Source organism: Kordiimonas sp. UBA4487 (assembly GCF_002389025.1).
Taxonomy (GTDB): Bacteria; Pseudomonadota; Alphaproteobacteria; order Sphingomonadales; family Kordiimonadaceae; genus Kordiimonas; species Kordiimonas lacus.
Map to the genome: position 1 here is coordinate 558,056 of NZ_DGNR01000011.1, position 24,652 is coordinate 582,707.

Genomic DNA, 24,652 nt, shown 5'->3' on the forward strand with positions numbered 1-24,652 from the left:
CAAGCTATCATTTTCATCCCCTCTGTCAAGTCTGTTGCAGCCGCAACTAACTGCTAGAAGGCCTTGGGCACCGCCAGTAGCACAATGGCAATGATGAAAACTGCCGGTATCTCGTTGATCTTGCGGTAGAATTTTCCGTCACGCTTGCGCTCACCCCGGGCGAATTCCTTACGGTATTTCGACAAGGCCCCGTGAAAGCCGGACAGGATGAAAACAAGCAGAAGCTTGATATGCAGCCACAGGCCGGCATCAAAGCCAATATTGACCACCAGCATGAGCCCCAGAATCCAGGCGATGGTCATGGCCGGGTTGATGATGATGCGCATCAGGCGCTTCTCACGGTCGATCCATTTGGCGTCCTCATCCGACCCCGCCTCGCATTCACTGTGGTAGGCGAAATAGCGCGGCAGCATGAACATGCCGGCCATCCAGAAAATGACGAAAATAATGTGCGCAGCCTTCACCCACAGGTAAGAACCGCCCAAAAAACCGATCATGTCTGCCATGTCATTCCCCCTTGTTTTCCGAATTAGCGCCGGAAAGCTTTGATGGTGTCTGAGAGCAGCGCCACATTCTCCGGCGGTGTTTCAGGTACGAAACCGTGGCCCAGGTTGAAGATATGGGCGCCGCCCCTCAACTGCTCCAGGATACGGTTGGCCTCGGACACCATCAAATCACCGCCCGATACCACCAGGTGTGGGTCCATATTGCCCTGCACGCACACTTTCGGCTGAATTTCCTTGGCGGCCCAATCCAGCGGTACACCGGTATCAAGACCCACACAGTCCACGCCCACAGCATCCACAAAGGTTGGAAGGGCCGCACCCGCGAGCCGCGGGAAACCAATGATGGGTGTTTCAGCATGTTTGGCACGAATGCGGGAAACGATTTCCTTGGTGGGTTCAATCACCCAACGCTGGAACATGGTTTCCGGGATAGCGGCCGACCAGCTGTCGAAAATCTGTACGGCATCGGCGCCCGCATCGATCTGGGCGATCAGATATTCGCTGGTGGCGTCCACCAGCATATCCATGATCTTGCCGAACAGCTCCGGATTGCCGTAGCCCAGTTGGCGCGCAGCTGCATGATCCTTGCTGCCCTGGCCTGCGATCATGTAGGTGGCCACCGTCCAGGGCGCGCCCGCGAACCCAAGCAAGGTCACTACTGCAGGCAATTCAGCTTTCAGCCGGCGCACGGTCTCATAGACATTGCCCACCTTGTCGTGGAAGGCACCCATGGAAAGTTTGGCATAGCTGGCCTCATCATTGACAGGTTCCAGCTTGGGACCATGGCCTTTCTCAAACCAGACTTTTTGCCCCAACCCGTCTGGCGCCACCAGGATGTCAGCAAACAGGATCGCGCCGTCCATGCCGTAACGCCTGATGGGTTGTAGGGTCACTTCGGCTGCCTTGTCTGGACTGTAGCAGAACTCCATGAAACTGTTTGTCGTTGCTCGAACCTCAAGATATTCGGGCAGATATCGTCCTGCCTGACGCATGAACCAAAAAGGCACCCGGTCACCTGGGTTTCCCTTGAGAGTCTCTAGAAGAAGTTTGGTCATGCGCTGGTCCTTAAAGTTCGGGCGCCGTTCATTCGGCCTGACGCCCTCTTACTACTTAATAATAATTATATATAGAATCTTGTAGTTGTAGTTTATGCCTGTGAATCATGTGGAAAAGCATTTATCCACAATCTTGTGCACATACAAGGTGGGCGCGGCAATTCGCCCCGCAAAATGTGCATAAACTTATGGATTACCGGCATTTTACAGAAAAATGACAGCCATTCCGGGCGCTATATAATTTGTGGATAACGGGGATAACCGCAAAATATGGTGCCCCCGATCATCAGTTTTCCTCTCTTACAATTGACCGTGGATAGATTTAATAGAAGTTCTAACAAGTGCTTTCCAAATTGGGGGCAAGTGGCCTAGCCTTGTTATCAACCGATCCGCCAACAAGTTATCCACAGGATATTCCCATGAGTCTTCCAGAGCCACCGAAAAGCCCAGTCTCTCCAGTTGGCGTCAAGCGAAAAGGGTCAGCGAAGGATTTCCACCTGCATCTTGTATCGGACTCGACGGGTGAAACGCTCGAGGCCATCGTGCAGGCCGCGCTGGTGCAGTTTGAAGGCGTTGAGGTGAAAAAGCACTACTGGCCGCTTGTCAGGTCCGCCATGCAGATGAACCGGCTGATGGAAGATATCCGCGAGCAGCCGGGACTTATTATGTATACGCTGGTGAACCCACAAATCCGCGAGGCGCTCGAGACAGAATGCATGAAGGCAAACCTGCCGGTGCTCTCGATCCTCGATCCGGTGATCAACCTCCTCGGGTCCTACTTCGGGGTGCAGGCGTCGCACAAGCCCGGCAAACAACACAAGCTGGACGCTCATTATTTTGAGCGCATCGACGCGCTTCAGTTCACCATGGCCCATGATGACGGGGTCCTGGTGCAGGACATGCCGCAGGCGGATATCGTGCTGGTGGGTGTGTCGCGCTCGTCGAAAACGCCAACCAGCATCTATCTGGCGAACAAGGGCTACAAAACCATCAATGTGCCGTTCGTGCCTGGATGCCCAATGCCGCCGGAGCTGGATGAGATCAGGAACAAGTTCGTTATCGGGCTGACCACAAGCGCCGAGCGCCTTGTGGCCATTCGCACCAACCGGTTGAGGTCTATCAATGAAGAAACGGAAGGCGACTATACCGACATGTCGCACATCCAGGATGAGATCAAGGAATGCCGTAAATACTGCGCCCAGCGCGGCTGGGCCACCATCGATGTGACGCGCCGGTCGATCGAGGAAACGGCGGCGGCGATCCTGAACCGTTACCACCAGTGGCTGGATGCCCAAAACGGTAAAACACCGGAATAGGACCCCCGCACCATGGCTTTCATATTGGCGTCCGGCAGCCAGACCCGGGCGGACATGCTGACAAATGCAGGCGTCGCGTTTGAGGTTGACCCGGCGCGGGTTGACGAGGACGCAGTCAAGACCGCGTTGGTGGCAGACGGCGCGCCGCCCCGCGATATCGCTGATGCGCTGGCTGACCTGAAGGCGCGGGCCGTTGCCATGCGGCGGCCGGAAGATATGGTGATGGGTGCAGACCAGATATTGGTGTGTGACGGCAAGATCTTCTCAAAGGCAGATACGCGTGAGGAGGCCGCTGAAACCCTGAAGGCGCTGTCCGGGAAAAGCCATCAGCTTTTGTCTGCCGCCGTTGTTTACGAAGGCGGTCAGCCGATCTGGCGTACGGTCGATACCGTCAAATTATCGGTCAGGCCCCTGAGTGACGCCTTTATCGAAGGCTATCTGGACGCCATTGGCGACGCCGCTCTCTGGAGCGTCGGTGCCTATCAGATAGAAGGTCGGGGCGCCCAGCTTTTTACCAAAGTGGAAGGCGACCATTTCACTGTCCTTGGCCTGCCGCTCTTCGCACTTCTTGATTTCCTGCGCCGCAGAGGCATGATGCCGCTATGACAGAAGATCAGAAAACCGGGCCAAAAAAAGCAGCCGTGATCGGCTGGCCGATTTCCCATTCCCTGTCGCCCACTATCCATAACCACTGGATGCAGGCGGCGGGCATTGACGGCAGCTACGACAAGATCGCCGTTGGCCCCGAAGCGATAGAGACCGCACTGGCCCAGTTTAAGGCCGAAGGCTATGCCGGCTTTAACGTCACCGTGCCGCACAAGGAAGCCATCATGCCGTTCCTTGACAAGGTCGCACCGCTCGCGCGCCAGATGGGGGCCGTGAATACGGTCAAGATTGCCGATGACGGCACCATGACAGGCTTCAACACCGACGGCATTGGCCTGGTGACCAACCTGAAAAAAAGCGTGCCGGGGTGGCCCAAGGACAAGCCTGTTCTGATTTTGGGCGCGGGAGGGGCTGCGCGGGCTGCCGCGCTCGGCCTTCTGATGGAAGAAGTACCCCTGGCGATGATCACCAACCGGACGCGGGCGAAAGCCGAAGCCATCGCGAATGAGATTGGCCGTGGCCGCATGACCGTGGTGGACTGGGACGACCGGGCGGACGCCGTGGCTGCTGCCGGGCTGATCGTCAACACCACCGTTCTGGGCATGAAAGGCCAGCCGGCGCTGGAGATGGACCTCTCGAAAGCCATGAAAGACACGGTTGTTTATGACATCGTCTATCAGCCGTTGATGACGCCGCTTCTTCAGGACGCGGAAGCCCGCGGCCTTCGGGTAGTGACGGGCCTTGGCATGCTGGTTTATCAGGCGGCCGCAGCCTTCAAGATCTGGTTTGGTGTTGACGTTGATTATGACGACACCTTGCGGACCGAGCTGGAGGGCCAGTTCAAATGAGCAACAATCCAATGATCATCGGCCTGACAGGGTCGATCGGCATGGGCAAGTCGGAAACCACGAAAATGTTCGCGCGTCTGGGCGTGCCGGTGTTTGATGCCGATGCGACCGTCCGCCAGCTGCAGGCGCCGGGTGGCCGGGCGCTTGGACCCATCGAGGAGGCTTTCCCTGGTGTGGTGAAGGATGGCGCGCTGGACCGGGATGCCCTTGGCAAAATTGTGTTCGCTGATCCCGACGCCAAGAAAAAGCTGGAGGCCATCATGCATCCGATGGTGGCCGAGGAACGCATCGACTTTTTCAACAAGGCCGAGGATGAAGGCGCCAAGATGGTGGTTCTCGATATTCCCCTGCTTTTTGAAACGGGCGGCGAAAAGGCCTGCGACAAGGTTGTGGTGGTTTCAGCCCCGCCTGAAATCCAGCGCGAACGGGTGCTGGCGCGCGACGGTATGACGGAAGAGAAATTCAACCAGATACTGAAAGCCCAAGTGCCAGATGATGACAAACGGGCGCGGGCAGATTATGTGGTAGAAAGTAATTTCGGGCTGGACCATGCCTTCAGGCAGGTTGAGGCCATCGTCAAAGAATTGGGGGAAGCAACATGAGCAAACGCGAACTGATTTTCGATACGGAGACCACAGGGTTTGACCCGATGACAGGTGACCGGTTGATCGAGATCGGCCTCGTGGAAATGGTGGACAAGTCCCTCACCGGCGAACATTACCACCAATATGTGAACCCTGAGCGCGATGTGCCCGAGGGCGCCGTGAAAATCCACGGCATCACCACCGACTTCCTGCGCGACAAGCCCGTGTTTTCCGACATCATGGATGATTTCCTCGAATATGTCGGCACGGACAGTGTGCTGGTGGCACACAATGCCGAGTTCGATATGCGCTTCATCAACTGGGAACTTGAGAACGCAGGCCGTCCGATCATCCACCCCAAGCGCTTCATTGATACGCTTGCCATAGCACGCACCAAATTTCCGGGTGCGGCCAACAGCTTGGATGCGCTCTGCAAGCGCTTTGGCGTGTCGAACACCCACCGAACCCTCCACGGCGCCCTCTTGGACGCCGAAATCCTGGCGGACGTTTATATCGAACTGCTGGGCGGCAGGCAGGCAGGCCTTGACCTGGCCGTCGACGCCGGCGGTGCGGTGGTGCGGGAAAAGAAAGCCCGCGAGCGGCGCAGCTTCCCGGTATCGGATGAAGAGCGCGCGCGCCACGCCGAATTTATCACCAAACTGAACGATCCCATCTGGAACGCATGACCAGGGTCGCTCTGATAACCGGCGCCAGCAGCGGCATTGGCGACGCGACAGCGAAAGCCTTTGCGGACGCGGGCTATAATGTGTTGGCTGTTGGGCGGAATGCAGAAAGACTGCAAGCTGTGGTGGCCCATGCCCCCGACCGCATCACCCCCATCGTGCAGGACCTCACAGGCCCCGATGTGTGCGCTGAGCTGATTGACCATGCAGTGCAGAAATTCGGGCGGCTTGATGTTCTGGTGAACAATGCGGGCATCATCTCCCGCACCACGGCTGAAGACACCACCGATACCATCTGGCGCCAGACCATGACGGTCAATCTGGATGTGCCCTTCTACCTGAGCCGCGCGGCGGTGCCGCATCTGAGGAACACCAAAGGCCGCATCATCAATGTGGCGTCTGACTGGGGACTTAGCGGCGGTGAAAAGGCCGCCGCCTACTGTGCCAGCAAAGGTGGGCTTGTGCTTTTGACAAAAGCCATGGCACGCGACCATGCCGCTGACGGCATCACGGTGAATGCCGTATGCCCGGGCGATGTGGTCACCCCGATGCTGGAGAAGGAAGCCGCCGACCAGGGCATGACGCACCAGGAAGCGCTTCAAGCGTGGAAAGCGGACGTACCGACCGGCCGCCTGACAGAAGCGGGCGAAGTGGCGGCAATGATCCTTTATCTGGCATCAGACGTGGCCGCCCAGGTCACGGGCACCGCCATGCTGATCGATGGTGGCGGCAACGCATGATATCGATGGCCACCAATGGGTTGACCGCGGGCCATTTGGGCTTACCTCACTCCTGAACCAACGAATTATCATTCAGGGAAAGGGATGAGCCTATGTTCAGCCATGTGATGGTTGGGGCCAATGATGTGGCCGAAAGCAAGAAATTCTATGATGCGACCTTGGAAGTTCTGGGGCACCGCCCCGGGCGGATGGACCCAAAGGGCCGCTGCATGTATGCCGAAAAATCAGGCCTTTTCATGCTGACAAAGCCGATCGACGGCGAACCGGCCACGCACGGCAATGGCACCACGCTGGGCTTCGCGGCCTCCAGCCCTGAAATGGTCGATGCTTGGCATAAAGCCGGACTGGCCGCGGGCGGTAAGGCGATTGAAGACCCGCCGGGCATTCGCGAAGGCGGCGGCATCAAGCTGTATCTGGCTTACCTGCGCGACCCATCGGGCAACAAAATCTGCGCGCTGCACAGGGTTGCGTAAAGGCTTTCATGATTGGGGCGTGCCTATGGGCTGGCCCCAATCAGCTAATTCAAGTCTATGAGAGAGCGGCTGTCGGCTGACCCGCCCGGGCATTCGGGGCCATTATCCTCGTGGCAGGCATACAGGCTGAAAGTTGTCATGAAGGCTTTGCCAACAATCCATTCGCCCTTGATGAACCCCAGGTCATACATATAGCGACTGTCGGCGCTGGCGTCGCGGTTGTCCCCCAACATGAAATATTGGCCTTCCGGTACGACAAACAGTTTGGTGTTGTCCTGCATTGCTGGGCCATTGTCATGACGTTCGTATATGCGGTGGACGCGGCCGTTGGGCAGGGTTTCTTCATACTCTTTCACGCGGCGTGCCGTCCCTTGGTAATCTGTATAGGCCAGATCTTGAACGAAGGCGCGCGGGACGATCGTACCGTTGATGAACAACCGTCCCCTTTTGATCTGTACGGTATCGCCCGGTAAGCCTATCACCCGCTTGACGAAAGTGAACGAACCTTTGTGTGGCGCGATGAAGACAACGATATCGCCATGGTCAATATCGCCGGGATCGATGTGTTTCTTGGAAAGAAACCGGTCGCCAACTTGCAAAGTGGGCACCATCGATCCAGCTGGGACATGGAAATGACTGAAGCTGTATAAGTACGCGACGACCCCTACGAACAAGATGCCGCCAGCAATTGCCAACCAGTTTTTCTTCATCTCGCCCCCAACAAGAAATGAATTGCTAATCAATCACATTGAAGAAGCGGCCGAGCGGGATGCCGATGGGGCAGAAGACGTCCTTGCCCTGGTCACAGTCATACAGGCTGAAGGTGGTGATCTGCGCGCGGCCCACCAGATATTTGTGCGCCACAAAACCCATGTCATCCAGATACCGGCTGTCGGCGCTGCCGTCCCTATTGTCACCCATCATGAAATAATGGCCTTCGGGCACCACAAACAGCTTGGTATTGTCAACGCGGGGCGCGCCGTCGTCATGGCGTTCGTAAATCCGGTGTTTTACGCCGTTCGGCAGTTCTTCGACATATTCGCGGGCGCGCCGGTCAATGCCTTGATAATCGGTATAATTCACATCGCGGATAAAAGTGCGCGGCGCCATCTCGCCATTGATGAACAGGCGCCCGCGGGTAATCTGGACAGTGTCGCCCGGCAGGCCGATCACGCGTTTGATGAAATCGTTGCTGCCTTTGTAGGGCAGCGTGAAAACCACCACATCTCCGCGGTCCGGCGCGTCATCGAACAGGCGGCCTTCCGGGACAATGCCTGGGTCGAACGGCACTGAATAGCGGTTATATCCGTAGCTCAGCTTCGAGACGAAGATGCGGTCACCGACCTCAAGCGTCGGTTCCATGCTGCCCGATGGGATATGGAAGCTGGACCATCCGAAGGTGGTGAAAATCAAGAAGAAGACAACAATGACAACCAGATCCTTCAGAAGCACCATGGCCTCATGCTTTTCCGGCTGTTGCTGTGCCATATTGGCTTTATCGTTCATGCAGGCCCCGCCCCGATCCGTCGTGGATTCTGTTGTTATGGTCCAAGTGTTTCCGCTCACGCCAACACGACTTAATTCAGGCGCGAGTTTAGCCGCCTGCCCCCCATTTTCAATGTTTGATTGCGGGCGACAGGGAAGACTGCCTGCTCACATACAGGCAAGTCCATCGTCTTTAAAGGCTTTTGGTCAGGAAAAAACTTACAAAATTTCTTGGCCACTGCCCTTGCGGGGGGTGGCTGCGCACCTTATATAGCCACTGAAACCTGCTGCCTGCCGGATGTTTTGGCTGGCCAGCAATTTGATCAAATAACACGAACCCTAAGAGGCTGTGATAGGGTGCCGGATGGGCCCAAGCAGTCGGCTTGCAACGGGAAGAGGTAAAAAAATGGGTAAAGTAATCGGTATTGACCTGGGTACGACAAACTCCTGCGTATCCATCATGGACGGGTCCAAACCTAAAGTAATCGAAAACTCTGAAGGCGCGCGCACGACGCCGTCTATCGTTGGTTTTACTGACGATGGCGAACGCCTTGTTGGCCAGGCTGCAAAACGCCAGGCCGTGACGAACCCGACAGACACGCTGTTCGCCATCAAGCGCCTGATCGGTCGTACGTTCGATGATCCAACCACCAAAAAAGACATCGACATGGTTCCCTACAATATCATCAAAGCAGACAGCGGCGATGCGTGGGTAGAAGCCAAGGGCGAGAAATACTCCCCAAGCCAGGTGTCTGCGATGATCCTTCAGAAAATGAAGGAAACCGCCGAGAGCTATCTTGGTGAAAATGTTGACCAGGCCGTGATCACAGTGCCTGCATACTTCAACGACGCCCAGCGCCAGGCAACGAAAGACGCCGGCAAGATCGCGGGCCTTGAAGTGCTGCGCATCATCAACGAGCCAACGGCTGCGGCCCTTGCGTACGGTCTTGAAAAAGAAGACGGCCACACGATTGCTGTGTTCGACCTTGGTGGCGGTACCTTCGACGTGTCCGTTCTCGAGATCGGCGACGGTGTCTTTGAAGTGAAGTCCACGAACGGTGACACGTTCCTGGGCGGTGAAGACTTCGACATGCGTCTGGTTGATTATCTCGCGGACGAGTTCAAGAAGGAAAACACCATCGACCTCCGTCAGGACAAGATGGCACTGCAGCGTCTGAAGGAAGCGGCAGAGAAAGCCAAGATCGAGCTTTCCTCCTCAACCCAGACTGAAGTGAACCTGCCGTTCATCACGGCTGACGCATCTGGCCCGAAACACCTTCAGATCAAACTGACGCGCGCCAAGCTTGAGACCCTCGTTGAGGATCTGATCAAGCGCACGCTCGAGCCTTGCAAGAAAGCCCTGAAGGATGCGGGCCTCAATGCAGGCGAGATCGACGACGTGGTTCTGGTTGGCGGTCAAACCCGGATGCCGAAAATCCAGGAAGTGGTGAAAGAGTTCTTTGGCCGCGAGCCACACAAGGGTGTGAACCCGGATGAGGTTGTGGCCATGGGTGCCGCGATCCAGGCTGGCGTTCTGCAGGGTGACGTGAAAGACGTTCTGCTTCTGGACGTAACCCCGCTGTCGCTGGGTATTGAAACGCTGGGCGGCGTGTTCACCCGCCTGATCGAGCGCAACACCACGATCCCAACGAAGAAGGCGCAGGTCTTCTCGACCGCGGAAGACAACCAAGGTGCCGTAACCATCCGTGTCTTCCAGGGCGAGCGCGAAATGGCTGCAGACAACAAACTGCTGGGCCAGTTCGACCTGGTGGGTATCCCGCCAGCCCCACGCGGTGTGCCGCAGATTGAGGTTGCCTTCGATATCGACGCCAACGGTATCGTGAATGTGTCCGCAAAAGACAAGGGCACAGGCAAGGAGCAGCAAATCCGCATCCAGGCTTCCGGTGGTCTCTCTGACGAGGACATTGAGCAGATGGTCAAGGACGCAGAGGCCAACGCCGACGCGGACAAGAAGCGGAAAGAGCTTGTTGAAGCCAAGAACCAGGGCGAAGCGCTTGTTCACTCGGCTGAGAAAAACCTCGACGAGCACAAGGACAAGGTGTCCGACGACGATAAGAAAGCCATTGAAGATGCGGTTGCGAGCCTGAAGACCGCGCTTGAAGGCGAAGACGTTGACGACATCAAGGCGAAAACCGAAGCACTGGCACAGGCCACCATGAAACTTGGCGAGCAGATCTACAAAGCAAGCCAGGAAGAAGCTGCCGCGGCCGGCGACGAGTCCGAGGTTGAAGCTGCTGACAAGGCGGCCAAGGAAGCCGACGACGATGTGGTGGATGTGGACTTCGAAGAAGTCGACGAAAACGACAAGAAATAAGGTGGCCGCCTGACGCCATACCAATGCTCGCGCCGCCTCTGGATGTCTGGAGGCGGCGTCTGAGTTTAGGGGCGCGGCGACAAAAGCGGAGAACCGCCTATGTCTAAAGCAGATTATTACGAGCTACTCGGCGTCTCGAAAGACGTCGACGAAAAAGCGCTGAAAAGCGCTTTCCGCAAGGCTGCCATGCAGTATCACCCGGACCGCAATCCGGGCGACGCGGAAGCAGAAAAGAAATTCAAGGAAATCGGTGAAGCCTATGAGGTCCTGAAGGACCCTGAAAAGCGCGCGGCCTATGACCGGTACGGTCATGCAGCATTCGAGGGCGGCATGGGCGGCCCCGGCGGCGGCCATCATGCGGGCGGCTTCGATTTCTCTGACGTGTTCGAAGAATTCTTCGGTGATTTCATGGGCGGCGGTGGCCGCCGGCGGCGCGGTGGCGGCGGCCCAGGGCGCGGCAGTGACCTGCGATTCAACATGGAAATCACGCTCGAGGATGCTTTCCGCGGCAAGGAAGACAAGATCCGCGTGCCCACGTCTGTGGCGTGTGAGCCATGCGGTGGGTCTGGCGCTGAGCCCGGCTCGAAGCCTGAAGTGTGTGACACCTGCGGCGGCGCTGGCAAGGTGCGCGCCAGCCAAGGCTTCTTCATGGTGGAACGCACCTGCCCAAGGTGTCAGGGCAATGGGTCGATCATTACCAACCCGTGCAAGAGCTGCTCTGGCGCGGGCCGGGTAAGGAAAGAAAAGACCCTGCAGGTCAAGATCCCGAAAGGGGTTGAAGAAGGCACGCGCATTCGCCTGGCGGGCGAAGGCGAGGCGGGCAGCCGTGGCGGCCCGGCGGGTGATCTCTATATTTTCCTGACCATCAAGCCTCATGCGCTGTTCAAACGTGACGGCGACATGCTCTATTGCCAGGTGCCGATCCCGATGACCAAAGCCACCCTTGGCGGCGACATCGAGGTGCCGACCATTGAAGGCAAGCGCGCGCGGATCAAAATCCCTGAGGGGACGCAGTCAGGCCGGCAGTTCCGCCTCAAGGGCAAGGGCATGCCAGAGCTGAACGGCGGCTTTGTGGGCGACATGATTGTTGAGATGAATGTGGAAACACCCACCAACCTCAACAAGAAGCAGCGCGAGCTTCTGGAAGAATTTGCCAAAGAGGGCGGCGATAAAATCTCGCCGCGGTCCGAAGGGTTCTTCTCCAAGGTCAAGGACCTATGGGACGACCTGACCGAATAGGGTCAGGGCTCAAACAAAATTCAGGAAAGCCGTCTCCAGATCGGGGACGGCTTTTTTATTCGAAATAGCGGTCCAGCAGGGTGGTGATCTCGTCGATCAGGGCGTCGGCCTCGGCGTCGTCATCTTCCTCCAAGGCCTGGTCGATCAGGACGGAAAGCGTGGTGACCGCCGTACGCAGCATGACCTGCTCGCGGCCTTCCGGCAGTTGAACGCCGGCAACCGCCAATGTCTGCCGGACAAGCTCATCCAGATGACTTTCCGGCCCCGGTGTCACATCCCACAAGCTGTTGTGCGCGTTGGCCCATCGGGTCAGGTCGCGGAATGTGGGGTGGCTGCGGGCCGCACGCCAGAAAACACGGATCAGCTGTTCGTGGGTTTTGCGAAAGCCCTGGCCGGGCTCCATCTGTTCAAGGGCGTTCGCTACCGTGCCGACCACGTCATCATAGGCCACCTGATGGAGAAGCCCGATGATATCATTCCTGTCTTTGAAATAGCGGTAGATAGACCCAACCGGGATACCTGCCTCGCGCGCGACTGCGGTCGTGGTGATAGCCTCGATGCCGTCCCGAGCCAGGATATCTTCCGTGCGGGCAATAATCATGTCCCGGCGGGCTTTGGCCCTCGCCTGCATGGGTTTCTGAACGGTCGTTGACGGCACGCGGTGCTCCCTTTTCAGGCGCTTTTAACCCCCGCGAGGGATACTAGTCCAGTTCCAAAAAAAATGAAACACTTTCACTTTTTCTTGACGAAAGACCAAAGCTTCTGCACTGTGGCACGCAGGAATTAATGGATTCCATTGGAGGGGAAGCCGATGGAAAAGGGGGAAGCGATGACCAGTTTCAAACATGCTCTTATGGGGCTTCTTATTCTTGTGGTGGCACCGGCTGCCCTTGCGGAAGACGCGATTGTCCGGATTGATGCCGGCACTGATATTCAGGAGGCGCTGCAGGAAGCGCTGATCCTGGCTGAACCGGGCACCACTATCGAACTACCGGAAGGCACGTTTTCCTTTTCCGCCGCGCTTTCACTGGACGTGCCGGACATTACGGTGCGCGGCGCCGGGATGGACAAGACGATCCTCACTTTCAAGAACCAGATCGCCGGGTCGGAAGGTCTGTTGATCACGTCTGACCGGGTATCGATCGAAAACCTCGCGGTGGAAGACACACCCGGTGACGGCATCAAAGCCAAGGGCGTGGATACGGTTTCCTTCCGTAACGTGCGGGTTGAATGGACCCGCGGGCCGAACGCTGAAAATGGCGCATACGGCCTCTATCCCGTTGAATCGAAGAACGTGCTGATCGAGGGGTCTGTGGTCAAAGGCGCATCGGATGCCGGCATCTATGTGGGTCAAAGCCAGGACATCATTGTCAGGAACAACCGCGCCGAACTGAATGTGGCCGGGATCGAGATCGAGAACAGCTACCGCGCTGACGTCTACGGCAACACAGCCACCCGCAACACGGGCGGCATCCTGGTGTTTGACTTGCCGAACCTGCCGCAGATGGGCGGTCACAGCGTCCGGGTCTACCAGAACAAGGTCGTGGGCAACGACACCGCCAACTTTGCCCCTCCGGGCAATATCGTGGCCACTGTGCCGCGCGGTTCCGGCATCATGATCATGGCCAACCGCGAGGTAGAGGTGTTTGAGAATGAGATCGGCGAAAATGCATCTGCCAACATTCTCCTGGTTGCCTACCCGCGTGAATATAACGATCCAACCTATAACCCGTTGCCACGCCGCATCTATGTGCATGATAACAAGCATGGTCGCGCTGGCTGGGACCCGGACGGCGCCGTCAAAGACCTGATCGCGCCGCGCACTGGTATGCCTGTGCCGCAGATTGTGTGGGACGGTGTCGTTGACGGCTTCTGGGCGGGCCTGTTTGGTCCTGACGATGAGGAAAGTGTCAGGATCAATGAGCCGGAAGGCACCACCTTTGCCAACCTGCAGTTCGTCAAGGACCATATCCTGCCCTGGGGCGCTGACCCGGACCGGGACATCGAAGATTATGCCGGTTCCTATGAATTCCGTGGGCCGGTAGAGTTGCCGCAGGACAAACCTGTGGCCGTGGCTGAAAACAACTAGGGGGATGGGTCAGGTGCGTGTTCTGTTATTGGTATTCCTGACACTGGTTTTTCTGATGGGGGTAACCAGTGCCCCGGCGGTGGCGGCCCCTCCGTCCACCGCTGCAGTCAATGATGCCGCGCTCCTGACCCCGCGCCCTGCGCGCAAGCTTTCAGCCTATAATCTGTTCAAGGATGGCGCTGCCCAGGTGCCGAACGACGGGGTTTACCCTTATGACCTGGCGACGCCCCTGTTCACAGATTACGCCCACAAATACCGCTTTGTTTATGTGCCGGAAGGCAAGGCCGCGGCCTATGATGACCGCGAATCATTTGTCTTTCCCGTCGGTAGTGTCTTGGTCAAAACCTTCGCCTACCCGGCTGATTTCCGCGAGCCGGAAGAGAATATCCGCCTGATTGAGACGCGGCTTCTGATCCGCGGTGACAAAGGCTGGGCTGCCTGGGCCTATGTCTGGAACGCCGATATGACCGACGCCGACCTCAAGGTGGCGGGCAAGGTGCTGCCTGTGTCGTGGGTTGATGAAGCGGGCGACCAGCGTGACATTCAATATGTGGTGCCGAACCGCAACCAGTGCAAAGGCTGCCATGTGATGGGGGATGAATTTTCGCCCATCGGGCCAAAAGCCCGGAACCTGAATTTCACTTATGACTATGACGGCGGGGCAGAAAACCAGCTGGCCTTTTGGGCCAACCATGGCTTGCTGGACGGAGCGCCTGCGCCCGCAGACGCCCCCAGCGTGCCCCGCTATGATGATCCCGCAGCGCCCCTTGAGGCCCGCGCACGGGCTTATCTGGATATCAACTGCGCCCACTGCCACCGCGCCGAAGGTCCGGGGTCCACATCAGGCCTGTTCCTGACCTGGTGGGAGCAGAACAAGACAGCATGGGGCTATCTGAAGCGCCCGGTGGCGGCAGGCCGCGGGTCGGGCGGCTTCATGTTTGATATCGATCCCGGCAAGCCGGACCAATCGATCCTGATCCACCGCCTTAAATCAACCGATCCGGGCGTGATGATGCCTGAGGTCGGGCGGACAACCGTTCACACTGAAGGGGTGGAGCTTCTGAGGGAGTGGATAAAAACTATTGAGTAACAACGACATGTGTATCGGAGTAGAGAAGCTTGCTATGCTGGATTGCATGGCAGGCTGTTTGTGTTGTGGGATCGGCCTCAGGGAGATGGGAGGCGGTTTCATGAAAGCGGTCAGGCACCCATGCCAGTAACCTTGATAGGAGGTTAGCGGTGCCGGATCAGGTCAGTTAGAGAAATAAGGGGGGGAAGCCCATGTCTACGACCAAACTGTCAAGCGCCCTGATGTCGGGCGTCAGTATTGCCGCGTGTTTAAGTCTCGCGCCGGCGGTAAGTGCCCAGGATACTTCTGATAATACGCTGACACTCGAGGAAATTACCGTAACCGCGCAAAAGCGTGAGCAATCGGCCCAGGATGTGCCGATTGCGCTGAATGCCTTTTCCGGCAATTTCCTGGAGACGGTCGCGGCGGAAGACCTCCGCGATATCACGGCCTATACACCAGGCCTTGAAGTCTCAGGTGTAACCCAGCCACGCTTCAAGATTCGCGGTATTGAAACCAGTGATTTTGGCGTGGGCACCGACCCGGCTGTGGGCGTGTTCGTGGACGGGGTCTATGCATCCCGTTCGGGCGCCGGCATTGTGTTTTTCTCTGACCTTGAGCGGGTTGAGGTGCTGAAGGGCCCGCAGGGTACTCTTTTTGGCCGCAACACGGCGGCCGGCGCAATTTCCATCATCACCAACAAACCGGACATGGATGAGTTTTCCGCACGCGTGAACCTGCGCTATGGCCGCTTTGACAAGCAGCGGATTGACGCCATGATCAATGCGCCGCTCACGGACACGGTAGCCATGCGCGCCAACTTCCTGGTCAATGACCAGGACGGCTACGCCACTGATGCGCTGACGGGGGACGATTATGGTCGCGAACACAATGTCACCGGCCGGGTGCAGGTGCGGTGGGAACCAAGCGACCGCACGGCGCTTAATCTGGCGTTCGAGTTTGACCACACCAAGCAGGATGAAGACCAGCCTGTGGTGGGCGTCTCTGACGGCAGCCTGGATTTCGCACCGGGGGCAGAAACCCTCAATGACATGCCGGGCCATGTGGATTTCCTGCATGCGGTGCTGGGACCATCATTTGGCGGCCTGACGCGTGAGCAGTTCGGTGCCTTGCCGATTGCCGCGCTGACAGGCGGTGTGCCTTTGCAGGCCTTCTATGCCAACTTCACGCCAGCGGGCTATGTGCCTGCGTCAAGCGGGGACTGGTCCGTGTTCCGGGACGGTAACTCCATCGGCGGGGCTGACCCTTATGGGCCATTCTCATCGGACGTGAGGAACGGGGAAGAGAACCGTGACCTGGACGGTGTGACGCTGACCATCACCCATGATTTCGACTGGGCGACGCTGACGTCCATTTCCGCCTTCAAGCGCTTCACCTCCAACAACCTGGAGGAAGAAGACGGCACGGCGGACCCGGATTTCTATTTCGACAGTAACAACATCGAAGAGAATGAGCATATCTATCAGGAACTGCGGCTGAACGGCCAAAGCGGTGATCTGACCTGGACTATCGGCGGTAGCTATTATTGGGAAAACGCCAAGCAGAACACGGTGGTAAATGCCACCATGAATTCGATCGACACCGCGCTTTATAACCTCGGCGCCACGCCGGGCATCCTGGTGGCGAACGGCTTCAACCCGCTGGACGGCATCAATGGCTGTGAAAGCCTGTTCCTCGATACCATGAACTCGTTTGTTGGCCTGACAACCGTGCCGCTGGGCTGTATGGACCCGTCGGCCGTGGGCACGCCGCTTGAGGGCCTGTCGCTTGAGGATGTATCCAATATGGCGCTCCAGAGCTTCGATGGTCGCCTATGGACCGAGCATATGTACGGTGAAGGCACCTTCAAGGCGTTCGCCGCTTTTGCTGATGCCACCTATGCCGTGACCGACCGGCTGAACCTGACGGCGGGTATCCGTTACACCCACGACAAGAAAAGCTGGCTGTGGCGCACAGACCCGCGGGAGATTGAGGGATCTGACCTTCTTGAAATCCCGGGTGTCGGCAACCTGGCGGACATTCACCAAGCGATCCTGCAGGCGGTTGTCGGCGGGTCTGGCGACATTGTCTACAACCTGCCGATCTGCGCGGACGCCAGCACCCAGGTGTGTGAGGGTCGTGATTTTGAACGCAGCCAAAGCTGGAACAATGTCAGCCCCCGGGTGGCGGTGGATTACCGCGTCTCGGATGATGCCATGGTCTATGCCTCCTACGCGCGGGGCTACAAGGCGGGCGGCTTCAACAGCCAGGAAGTCAACAGCGAGTTCGATAACGAAAGCGTCTGGAACGTTGAAGTGGGCCTGAAGTCCCAGTGGTTCGATGACCGGGTGCGGTTCAACGCCTCTGTGTGGAAATATAAATATAACGACAAGCAGGCGATTCGCCTGGCGTCGTTCGAAAGCGGGTCTGTGCCACGCTATGTCACGGAAACGTCCGACACCGAAGGCAAGGGTGTGGATATTGAACTCTTGTGGGCGCCTGCGCCAGGCCTCCGCTTGTTCGCCAACGGCGGCTATCAGGATGTCACCTGCACCGAAAACTGCGGCATATCAGAGGTGGGCGAGCCCACCGGCGCACCAAAAGCGCGTGTTTCCTTCGGCGGTGACTATAGCTTTGGCCTCGGCGGCGATAACGGCTCCATCAACCTGCACCTGGACCACAGCTACACCAGCAAGGAACGGCTGAACGGCCAGTGCCTGTCTGAAGGCACATGCGGCACCATCGTGTGGGGCAACGGCAGCTGGGAGACCGGCAAGGCCCGGAATCTTACCAATGTGCGTATGGGCTGGACCAATGCGGATGAGGATCTGAGCATCTCGCTCTTTGTCACCAACCTGTTCGCCAACCGCTATCTTGGCGGTGCAACGGGCGTGACGGCGGAGACATTCGGCACGCCGATTTCCGAACGCGAGACGCCAAGCCTGTGGGGCATTGACCTGACAAAACGCTTCTAAGTCGTTGGCGGGCAGTGCTTTCTAAGCGCTTGCGCAAGAAAAAATAGAGATGGCCGGGTTCTGCCCGGCCTTTTCTTTTTCCCCGCCGACTGGTAGCAATTGATCAGGTTTCCAATTTTGGGGAAGACGCAGATGGCGGAAAATATTCAGATCGGGATTTTGGGCTGTATGGGCCGCATGGGGCAGGCGCTGACGGAAGAATTCCTGAAAACCGCAGGCATTACCATTGCCGCGGGGTCCGAAATTGCGTCCCATCCGGATATTGGTAAGCTCATTCCCGGCACAAATGTCCATCTTGCGGACACGGCCGAACATGTTTTCCATGAAGCCGATGTGGTGATCGATTTCACCCCGCCTGGCCAGACAGCCACCCACGCCGCGCTCGCGCGCTCGACGGAAACCGCGCTGGTTGTGGGCACCACCGGCATGACGGCAGCCGACCACGCGGCGCTCGACCGCGCGGCAGAGGCTGTGCCGATCATGCAGGCGGGCAATTATTCGCTGGGGGTCAACCTGATGATGGCGCTGGTGCGTGACGCCGCAAAGCGCCTGGGCACCGACTGGGACATCGAAGTGGTTGAAATGCATCACAGGCATAAGGTGGACGCGCCAAGTGGCACCGCCCTGATGCTCGGTGAAGCGGCGGCGGAAGGCCGCGGCCACCCGCTTGACGATTTGCGCACCAAGGCGCGCGAAGGCATCACCGGCGAGCGGAAGGAAGGCACCATTGGCTTCTCCGCAGTGCGCGGCGGCGCCGTGATTGGCGAACATGATGTTGTCTTTGCAAGCGATAGCGAGCGCCTGACCATCAGTCACCGGGCCGAAAACCGCGGTCTCTTTGCTGCGGGCGCCGTGAAAGCGGCGCTTTGGCTTGCAGGCAAGGGCGCAGGCCGCTATTCAATGACGGACGTGCTTGACCTCAAGTAGCGTCAATTAGGGGGAGATATCATGGAAGAAGCGCTGGTTTCACTCTGGAACGGCCTGCCGTTCTTCGTCATTCATTCGGCTACCAGCCTTGTGATGCTGCTTATCGGCATCTTCATCTATACCCGCATCACGCCCCATGATGAGCTGAAGCTGATCCGCGAAGGCAATGTGGCGGCGGCCACCACGCTCGGCGGTGCCATTGTCGGCCTGTCGCTGCCGGTGGCCTTCTCGATGGCGTCATCAATGAATGTCTGGGACATTGTGGTGTGGGGCGTGATTGCCCTCCTGTTCCAGCTCGCGGCTTTCCGCCTGGTGGACCTGTTCCTCAAGGGCCTGTCGCACCGGATTGAGAATGGCGAAATGGGCCCGGCGATCCTTCTGGTCTCATTCAAGCTGGCGACAGCCGCGATCAATTCGGCAGCCATTTCGGGCTAGGGGGGCGCCGGCATGCGCCGCACGGTCGAATTTCTTTTCTATATCATTGCGATCCTCTATTTCATCGCCCGCTACGCGGACGTGGATCTGGAGGACAAGAACCCACGCCGCCCGGTGCCGGGCGATCAGCCGCCTGCGGTCCTGACACCTGATGACGCGCCCTTGCCGCGTGCCGAGCTTGGCGATGTGGTCGTTGCGCTGGACCCACAGGCAAAAAACAGTGTGGGCACGGCCTTTGCGGTCGACAGCCGGGGTACGTTCGTGACCGCCCGCCATGTGGTGGATGGCTGCAAGCAGGTGTATCTGGTGGTTGGCCCGCGCCAGCTGGAGCCGGTCCTGTCCGCCGTTAGTGACACGCACCGTGATTTCGCCGTGCTGCGCGCCCGCGCGCTCAGGGCCCAGCCGTTTGCGCTGACGGACACAAGCCCGGGTCGCGGCACCAACGGTTTTATGATGGGGTTCCCGCAGGGCAAACCGGCGGACGTGCGCGCCACGGTCTTTGGCCGCACCTTCATGCGCTCGGAAGGGCGCTACAATGCCCGCGAAGCCGTGATCGCCTGGGTGGAGCGCGAGCGCAGACCGCTGTTTGACGGGTCGCTTGGCGGCATCTCCGGTGGGCCTGTCTTTGATGAACAGGGTTATGTGGTTGGCACCGTTGTCGCGGGCGCCCCGCGCCGGGGCCGGGTCTATACCACCCACCCACAGGTGTTTAGGAACGCCGGGCTGATCAGTGATGAGGGCAAGACCATCCCGGGCCTGCGCGCGCAGGATTTCGACAAATCCGGCAACGCCCTAAGGGCCTCCCGCTCCATCGCGCAGGTCTACTGCAAGGTGGAGTGATTACCCTTTTAACCGGGCTAACTCTGGCATCAGCGCGGCCCTCAGTTTGCGGCGGTCGGTGGGGGTCAGGAACGTGCCGAACACCAGGGTTTCACCGTGGGACGCGAGTGATAGCTGGTTGCGGTCTTCGTCGATGGTCTTGAGGTCCAGCTTCACCCAGTAAGGGTCAAAGCGCCAGCTTTCTACCCGCCCGCCCGGATGCACGCGGGTCAGGATCAGGTCTTTCTCCGATAGCTGCAGTGTCTCGTAAAGTCGTGCCGAACGATAACTGAAATGAAACGCCAGCCAGATGGCCAGAAGGTCGACCCCGAGGAAAATCACAACGGGCCAGGCGCCCACCATGATGAACCGCAGGCCCGCGAGCAGGCACACAGCGATCAGGAACCAGAACAGGCGGCGGAACTGGTGGGGCTTCAGGGACCGGTGCGGGTACAGCGTGGCATCAAACAACAGTTGGGTGCCATCACCCATGCACGCAGCCGTCTCGCCCGCACCTCCGCGCGCGATCATGTCATTGCTTCCCGTTTTCATGGGACCACTATAACAGGCCTAGAGGCGTTCGCCCCGTAACAGTTTCGGGAGGTCGCCGACTGTTCCCCGGGCATGCTGCATGAAGAAATTCTTCAGCGGCACCACTTGGTCCACCGCCGCCATGCCTACATCGCGCACCAGCTTGATGGGCGCAATATCGTTTGAAAACAGGCGGTTGAAGCCGTCCGTGATGGCGTAAACGCTGGCGTTATCTGTGGTGCGCCAGCGGCCATAATTTTCAAGCACGCTCAGTGCCCCGATATCCAGGCCCACACGCCGGGCGTCCACCAGCGTTTCAATCAGCGCCGCCACATCTTTCAGCCCCAGGTTCAGCCCCTGGCCGGAAATGGGGTGAATACCGTGCGCGGCGTCGCCGATCAGCGCCAGCCGGTCGGCCACATAGTCCTGCCCATACTGAAGCGTCAGCGGATAGGCCCAACGCCCGCCAATCACCTTAACCTCGCCGAGGAAATCGCCAATCCGGCGCCGGACCTCGCTTTCAAATGCGCGGTCACTAAGCCCCATGATGGTCTCGGTGAGGTGGCTTTTTTCGGTCCACACAAGCGACGAGCGGTTACCGCACAGCGGCAGGATCGCGAACGGCCCGCTTGGTAAGAAGCGTTCATGTGCGATACCGCAGTGGCTGAACTCGTGCTCAACCGAGCACACAATGCCGTGCTGCTTATAGTCAATCACCGAAACCGGGATGCCCGCGTGTTGGCGCACCAGGCTGCCGCGCCCGTCCGCGCCGATGATCAGGTCGGACTTGATCACGGTGCCGGAGGTCAGCGTGGTGGTGACGCCCTCTTTGGTGCGGTCGATTTCGGCGACGCGTTCGGGCGCCAGCAGTGTCACGCCCTTGATTTCCTTCAGGTGCTCAAAAAGCGCGATGCGGGTATGGCGGTTCTCGACCATATGGCCCAAGGGCCCATCACCCAGCGTTTCATGGTCGAAATGGAGCGACAGGAGCGATGGCCCGTCGGACACGCGGATCTCCAGGATCGGCTGGGCATAGGGTTCCATATGCTTCCAGATGCCAAGGGCTTCGAAAAGCTGGCAGGAGGCGAAGGCCAGTGCGCTCGCCCGGCCGTCATATCCGGCTGCCGTCAGGTCACCCTGGGGCGCCATATCCACCACGGCAACCTCGAAGCCGTGTTCGGCAAGGCCGATGGCCGCGGTCATGCCCGCAAGGCCGCCGCCGATGATGGTGATATCCGTTTCCAACTTTTTATCGCTCATAGTGCCTGTCCACTCACGGCAAAATCTCTCCCTTTCATGTAGGCCTCATTGGCCCCCCGTGTCCAGTGGCATGGTGCCGCAGTTGGGGTGCCGGGCAGCAGAAAGTGGCTGCCCATAAAATGCCGCACTTGTCCTCGAGCATTGATAAAGAGTAAAGTGACCGCGAACAGGACGAGAACATAGCCGCTGCGCGCCCAAGGGAGACAGGCGCGACGGGCGGTTCGGGGAGCAATTGTTACGTGTCGGCACGCAAGAAAACCGCAGCAACCAAACCAGTGAAACAGAAAAACGGCAGCGCGCCGCTGTTGCCGCCTGCCTTTGTGACTTTCATGAAAAGCACCGGCTGGCGCACGCTTGGTGTGATCCTGATGCTCATGGCCCTGGGCACCTATGTGGCGCTCTTCTCCTATAATCCGGCGGACCCGACCATCAATAATGTCGCGAGCGGCGCCACAAGCAACCTTTTGGGGCCCATTGGTGCCAACGTGGCGGATGTGTTGATGCAGACGCTGGCGATGGTGGCTTTCCTGTTGCCGGTTCCCCTCTTTCTGTGGGGCTTGAAGATCGCACGGCTCAAGTGGCTACCGCATTTCTGGATCAACCTGATCATGGTGCCCGTGAGCCTGATCCTCCTGGCGATTGCCGTCAGCGTGGTCTCGCCCGCGCCAGATTATGTCATCCAGCCGGGCTATGGCGGGGCCCTTGGCCAGCGGCTTTACCTGATGGTGATTGAGCTGTTCGCCAGCTTTGTGATCCCCGCCTGGGCATACGGTACGGCTTTCGCCGTGTTGGGCGTTCCGGCCTTTTTCTATAGCTTCGCCCTGAATAAGGACGAATGGCGCACGATCCTGCAGACCATCCGGTATGCGCTGATGACCATCCTGTCGTGGATTGTCTGGGGCCTGAGGATGATCGGCCACGGTATCATGGTGACGTTCCATGCGCTGTTCCGGCGCGACAAGGGCGAGGGCGGCGACCGGGTAGAGCCTGAGATGACGCGGCCTGAACGCAAGACGGTGGAAAAGCCAGAGCCCAAGGCCCCGGTAACGCCCGCCGCACCCAAGCGCGTGAAGGCACCGGCCAAGCCGAAGCGCGGCACGCGGGAAGTCAAGGAAGCCCAGAAAACCCTGGATTTTGGCGACGCCAACGGTTTCCTGTTGCCGCCGCTCCAATTGCTGGCACCGCCACCGCCGCCTGAGAAGGTCGGCCGTATCAGCGCCGAAGCGCTGGAGCAGAACGCCCGCATGCTGGAAAGCGTGCTGGACGACTTTGGCGTGCAGGGCGAAATCAAGGACGTTCGCCCCGGCCCTGTGGTCACCCTTTATGAGCTTGAGCCCGCGCGCGGCGTGAAATCCGCCCGGGTGATCGGCCTTGCTGACGACATCGCGCGGTCCATGAGCGCCATCTCCGCCCGTGTGGCGGTGGTGCCGGGCCGCAATGCCATTGGTATCGAGCTGCCGAACAGCGACCGCCAGACCGTCTTCCTGCGCGAGTTGCTGGCCAGTCGCGACTATGAAGCCACCAAGGCCCGCCTGCCGGTGGCGCTGGGGAAAGACATTGGCGGAGCGCCCGTGGTGGCCGATCTCGCGTCGATGCCGCATCTCTTGGTCGCGGGGACCACCGGTTCTGGTAAGTCCGTCGGCATCAACACCATGATCCTGTCGCTTCTCTATCGCCACAGCCCCGAGACGCTGCGCTTCATCATGGTTGACCCCAAGATGCTCGAGCTTTCTATCTATGACGGCATCCCGCATCTGCTCACGCCGGTTGTGACGGAACCCAAGAAGGCCGTTGTGGCACTGAAGTGGGCAGTACGCGAGATGGAAGAACGCTACCGCAATATGTCCAAATTGGGTGTGCGGAACCTGGCGGCTTTCAACAAGCGGGTTGAAGAGGCCAAAAAGAACGGCGAGCGCTTGACGCGCGAAGTTCAGACCGGCTTCGACAAGGAAACCGGCCAACCGATCATGGAAGAGCAGGAGTTCGACTTCCAGCCCCTGCCGTTCCTGGTGATCGTGATCGACGAGATGGCGGACCTGATGCTGGTGGCGGGCAAGGATGTGGAAGCCACCGTCCAGCGCCTGGCACAGATGGCGCGGGCTGCCGGCATCCACGTGGTGATGGCCACCCAGCGTCCGTCGGTGGACGTGATCACAGGTACCATCAAGGCGAACTTCCCGACGCGGATCAGCTTCCAGGTCACCTCCAAGATTGACAGCCGCACCATCCTGGGCGAGCAGGGCGCCGAACAGCTTCTGGGCATGGGCGATATGCTCTTCATGGCCGGGGGTGGCCGTATCACCCGTGTGCATGGTGCTTTTGTGTCTGATAATGAAGTGGAAGATGTGACAACCCACCTCAGGAAACAGGGCGCGCCGGATTATCTGTCTGAGGTGACGGAAGAACCTGAAGAAGGTTTCGACAGCCCGTTCATCCCCGGTCCATCTGGTTCGAGCGATGATGCCAACAACAGCCTCTATGATCAGGCGGTGGCGGTTGTGATCCGTGACAAGCGGGCGTCCACAAGCTATGTGCAGCGACGCCTCAAGATCGGCTACAACAAGGCCGCGTCGCTGATCGAGGAAATGGAAGAACAGGGCGTGATCAGTGCGCCGAACCATAAGGGCCAGCGCGAAGTGCTGGTGCCTGACCGGGAAGAAGAATTTTAGGAAGCGAT

23 protein-coding genes are annotated in these 24,652 nt (G+C 58.8%); 16 read left to right on the top strand and 7 right to left on the bottom strand.

From position 1 onward, the window contains the following. Positions 1-53 precede the first annotated feature (53 nt). The gene (locus B3Z17_RS08175) at positions 54-497 is read right to left on the bottom strand and encodes a CopD family protein (protein WP_175445638.1); all 444 of its coding nucleotides are present in this window, start codon (positions 495-497) and stop codon (positions 54-56) included. Positions 498-529: 32 nt separating this feature from the next. Further along, positions 530-1,561, bottom strand: a complete 1,032-nt coding sequence (hemE, locus tag B3Z17_RS08180; protein ID WP_286829356.1) for a uroporphyrinogen decarboxylase — start codon at positions 1,559-1,561, stop codon at positions 530-532. A 419-nt stretch (positions 1,562-1,980) separates the two neighbouring features. Here hemE and B3Z17_RS08185 point away from each other — a divergent pair, with 419 nt between their 5' ends. From B3Z17_RS08185 to B3Z17_RS08215, 7 genes are all read left to right on the top strand, one after another. Beyond that, positions 1,981-2,877 (top strand): pyruvate, water dikinase regulatory protein, encoded by an 897-nt coding sequence (locus B3Z17_RS08185; protein ID WP_082714756.1) that lies wholly within the window; start codon positions 1,981-1,983, stop codon positions 2,875-2,877. A gap of 12 nt (positions 2,878-2,889) precedes the next feature. Continuing rightward, positions 2,890-3,483, top strand: coding sequence for a Maf family protein (locus B3Z17_RS08190; RefSeq protein ID WP_286829357.1), 594 nt, complete (start codon positions 2,890-2,892; stop codon positions 3,481-3,483). Beyond that, positions 3,480-4,331 (top strand): shikimate dehydrogenase, encoded by an 852-nt coding sequence (locus B3Z17_RS08195; RefSeq protein ID WP_286829358.1) that lies wholly within the window; start codon positions 3,480-3,482, stop codon positions 4,329-4,331. Before B3Z17_RS08190 ends, B3Z17_RS08195 begins: the two co-directional genes overlap by 4 nt. Beyond that, positions 4,328-4,933 carry a dephospho-CoA kinase gene (gene coaE / locus B3Z17_RS08200; protein ID WP_286829359.1) on the top strand — a complete coding sequence of 202 codons (606 nt, stop codon included), beginning with the start codon at positions 4,328-4,330 and terminating at the stop codon, positions 4,931-4,933. The genes B3Z17_RS08195 and coaE overlap by 4 nt, the downstream gene beginning before the upstream one ends. Continuing rightward, entirely contained in the window at positions 4,930-5,601 is a 672-nt protein-coding gene (gene dnaQ, locus B3Z17_RS08205) for a DNA polymerase III subunit epsilon (RefSeq protein WP_286829360.1), read from the top strand. Before coaE ends, dnaQ begins: the two co-directional genes overlap by 4 nt. Next, positions 5,598-6,338, top strand: a complete 741-nt coding sequence (locus B3Z17_RS08210) for an SDR family NAD(P)-dependent oxidoreductase (RefSeq protein WP_286829361.1) — start codon at positions 5,598-5,600, stop codon at positions 6,336-6,338. The genes dnaQ and B3Z17_RS08210 overlap by 4 nt, the downstream gene beginning before the upstream one ends. 92 nt (positions 6,339-6,430) lie before the next feature. Then, on the top strand, positions 6,431-6,811 hold the full coding sequence (locus B3Z17_RS08215) for a VOC family protein (RefSeq protein ID WP_286829362.1): 381 nt from the start codon (positions 6,431-6,433) through the stop codon (positions 6,809-6,811). A 44-nt stretch (positions 6,812-6,855) separates the two neighbouring features. Here B3Z17_RS08215 and lepB (B3Z17_RS08220) read toward each other — a convergent pair whose 3' ends face one another. Next, a complete protein-coding gene (lepB, locus tag B3Z17_RS08220) occupies positions 6,856-7,521 on the bottom strand; it encodes a signal peptidase I (protein ID WP_286829363.1) in 666 nt (221 codons plus the stop codon). A gap of 25 nt (positions 7,522-7,546) precedes the next feature. Then, the gene (lepB, locus tag B3Z17_RS08225) at positions 7,547-8,317 is read right to left on the bottom strand and encodes a signal peptidase I (RefSeq protein ID WP_286829364.1); all 771 of its coding nucleotides are present in this window, start codon (positions 8,315-8,317) and stop codon (positions 7,547-7,549) included. Between the two features lie 385 nt (positions 8,318-8,702). Between lepB (B3Z17_RS08225) and dnaK the strand changes: the two genes are divergently transcribed. Both dnaK and dnaJ read left to right on the top strand, forming a co-directional pair. Continuing rightward, complete coding sequence (gene dnaK / locus B3Z17_RS08230; protein WP_286829365.1) at positions 8,703-10,631, top strand: molecular chaperone DnaK; 1,929 nt, start codon at positions 8,703-8,705, stop codon at positions 10,629-10,631. 99 nt (positions 10,632-10,730) lie between these two features. Next, positions 10,731-11,870 (top strand): molecular chaperone DnaJ, encoded by a 1,140-nt coding sequence (gene dnaJ, locus B3Z17_RS08235; protein WP_286829366.1) that lies wholly within the window; start codon positions 10,731-10,733, stop codon positions 11,868-11,870. A 55-nt stretch (positions 11,871-11,925) separates the two neighbouring features. On the opposite strand, the gene B3Z17_RS08240 is transcribed toward dnaJ, so the two are convergent. Beyond that, positions 11,926-12,528, bottom strand: a complete 603-nt coding sequence (locus tag B3Z17_RS08240; RefSeq protein WP_139167388.1) for a TetR/AcrR family transcriptional regulator — start codon at positions 12,526-12,528, stop codon at positions 11,926-11,928. A gap of 171 nt (positions 12,529-12,699) precedes the next feature. On the opposite strand from B3Z17_RS08240, the gene B3Z17_RS08245 reads away from it, so the two are divergent. The 6 genes from B3Z17_RS08245 (at position 12,700) to B3Z17_RS08270 (ending at position 20,205) form a co-directional block, all read left to right on the top strand. Then, a complete protein-coding gene (locus tag B3Z17_RS08245; protein ID WP_286829367.1) occupies positions 12,700-13,959 on the top strand; it encodes a parallel beta-helix domain-containing protein in 1,260 nt (419 codons plus the stop codon). Positions 13,960-13,963: 4 nt separating this feature from the next. Then, positions 13,964-15,049: an SO2930 family diheme c-type cytochrome gene (locus B3Z17_RS08250; protein ID WP_414672766.1), complete on the top strand. Its 1,086-nt coding sequence runs from the start codon at positions 13,964-13,966 to the stop codon at positions 15,047-15,049. A gap of 191 nt (positions 15,050-15,240) precedes the next feature. Further along, the gene (locus tag B3Z17_RS08255; protein ID WP_286829369.1) at positions 15,241-18,003 is read left to right on the top strand and encodes a TonB-dependent receptor; all 2,763 of its coding nucleotides are present in this window, start codon (positions 15,241-15,243) and stop codon (positions 18,001-18,003) included. 132 nt (positions 18,004-18,135) lie between these two features. Further along, positions 18,136-18,930, top strand: coding sequence for a 4-hydroxy-tetrahydrodipicolinate reductase (dapB, locus tag B3Z17_RS08260; RefSeq protein ID WP_068308755.1), 795 nt, complete (start codon positions 18,136-18,138; stop codon positions 18,928-18,930). A 21-nt stretch (positions 18,931-18,951) separates the two neighbouring features. Beyond that, the gene (locus tag B3Z17_RS08265) at positions 18,952-19,365 is read left to right on the top strand and encodes a DUF350 domain-containing protein (RefSeq protein ID WP_068308757.1); all 414 of its coding nucleotides are present in this window, start codon (positions 18,952-18,954) and stop codon (positions 19,363-19,365) included. Positions 19,366-19,377: 12 nt separating this feature from the next. Next, on the top strand, positions 19,378-20,205 hold the full coding sequence (locus tag B3Z17_RS08270) for a S1 family peptidase (RefSeq protein WP_286829370.1): 828 nt from the start codon (positions 19,378-19,380) through the stop codon (positions 20,203-20,205). On the opposite strand, the gene B3Z17_RS08275 is transcribed toward B3Z17_RS08270, so the two are convergent. Both B3Z17_RS08275 and B3Z17_RS08280 read right to left on the bottom strand, forming a co-directional pair. Further along, the gene (locus tag B3Z17_RS08275) at positions 20,206-20,715 is read right to left on the bottom strand and encodes a DUF2244 domain-containing protein (RefSeq protein WP_286829371.1); all 510 of its coding nucleotides are present in this window, start codon (positions 20,713-20,715) and stop codon (positions 20,206-20,208) included. A gap of 39 nt (positions 20,716-20,754) precedes the next feature. Beyond that, positions 20,755-21,975, bottom strand: a complete 1,221-nt coding sequence (locus B3Z17_RS08280; RefSeq protein WP_286829372.1) for a UbiH/UbiF/VisC/COQ6 family ubiquinone biosynthesis hydroxylase — start codon at positions 21,973-21,975, stop codon at positions 20,755-20,757. Positions 21,976-22,214: 239 nt separating this feature from the next. Here B3Z17_RS08280 and B3Z17_RS08285 point away from each other — a divergent pair, with 239 nt between their 5' ends. Further along, complete coding sequence (locus tag B3Z17_RS08285; protein ID WP_286829373.1) at positions 22,215-24,644, top strand: FtsK/SpoIIIE family DNA translocase; 2,430 nt, start codon at positions 22,215-22,217, stop codon at positions 24,642-24,644. Positions 24,645-24,652 lie beyond the last annotated feature (8 nt).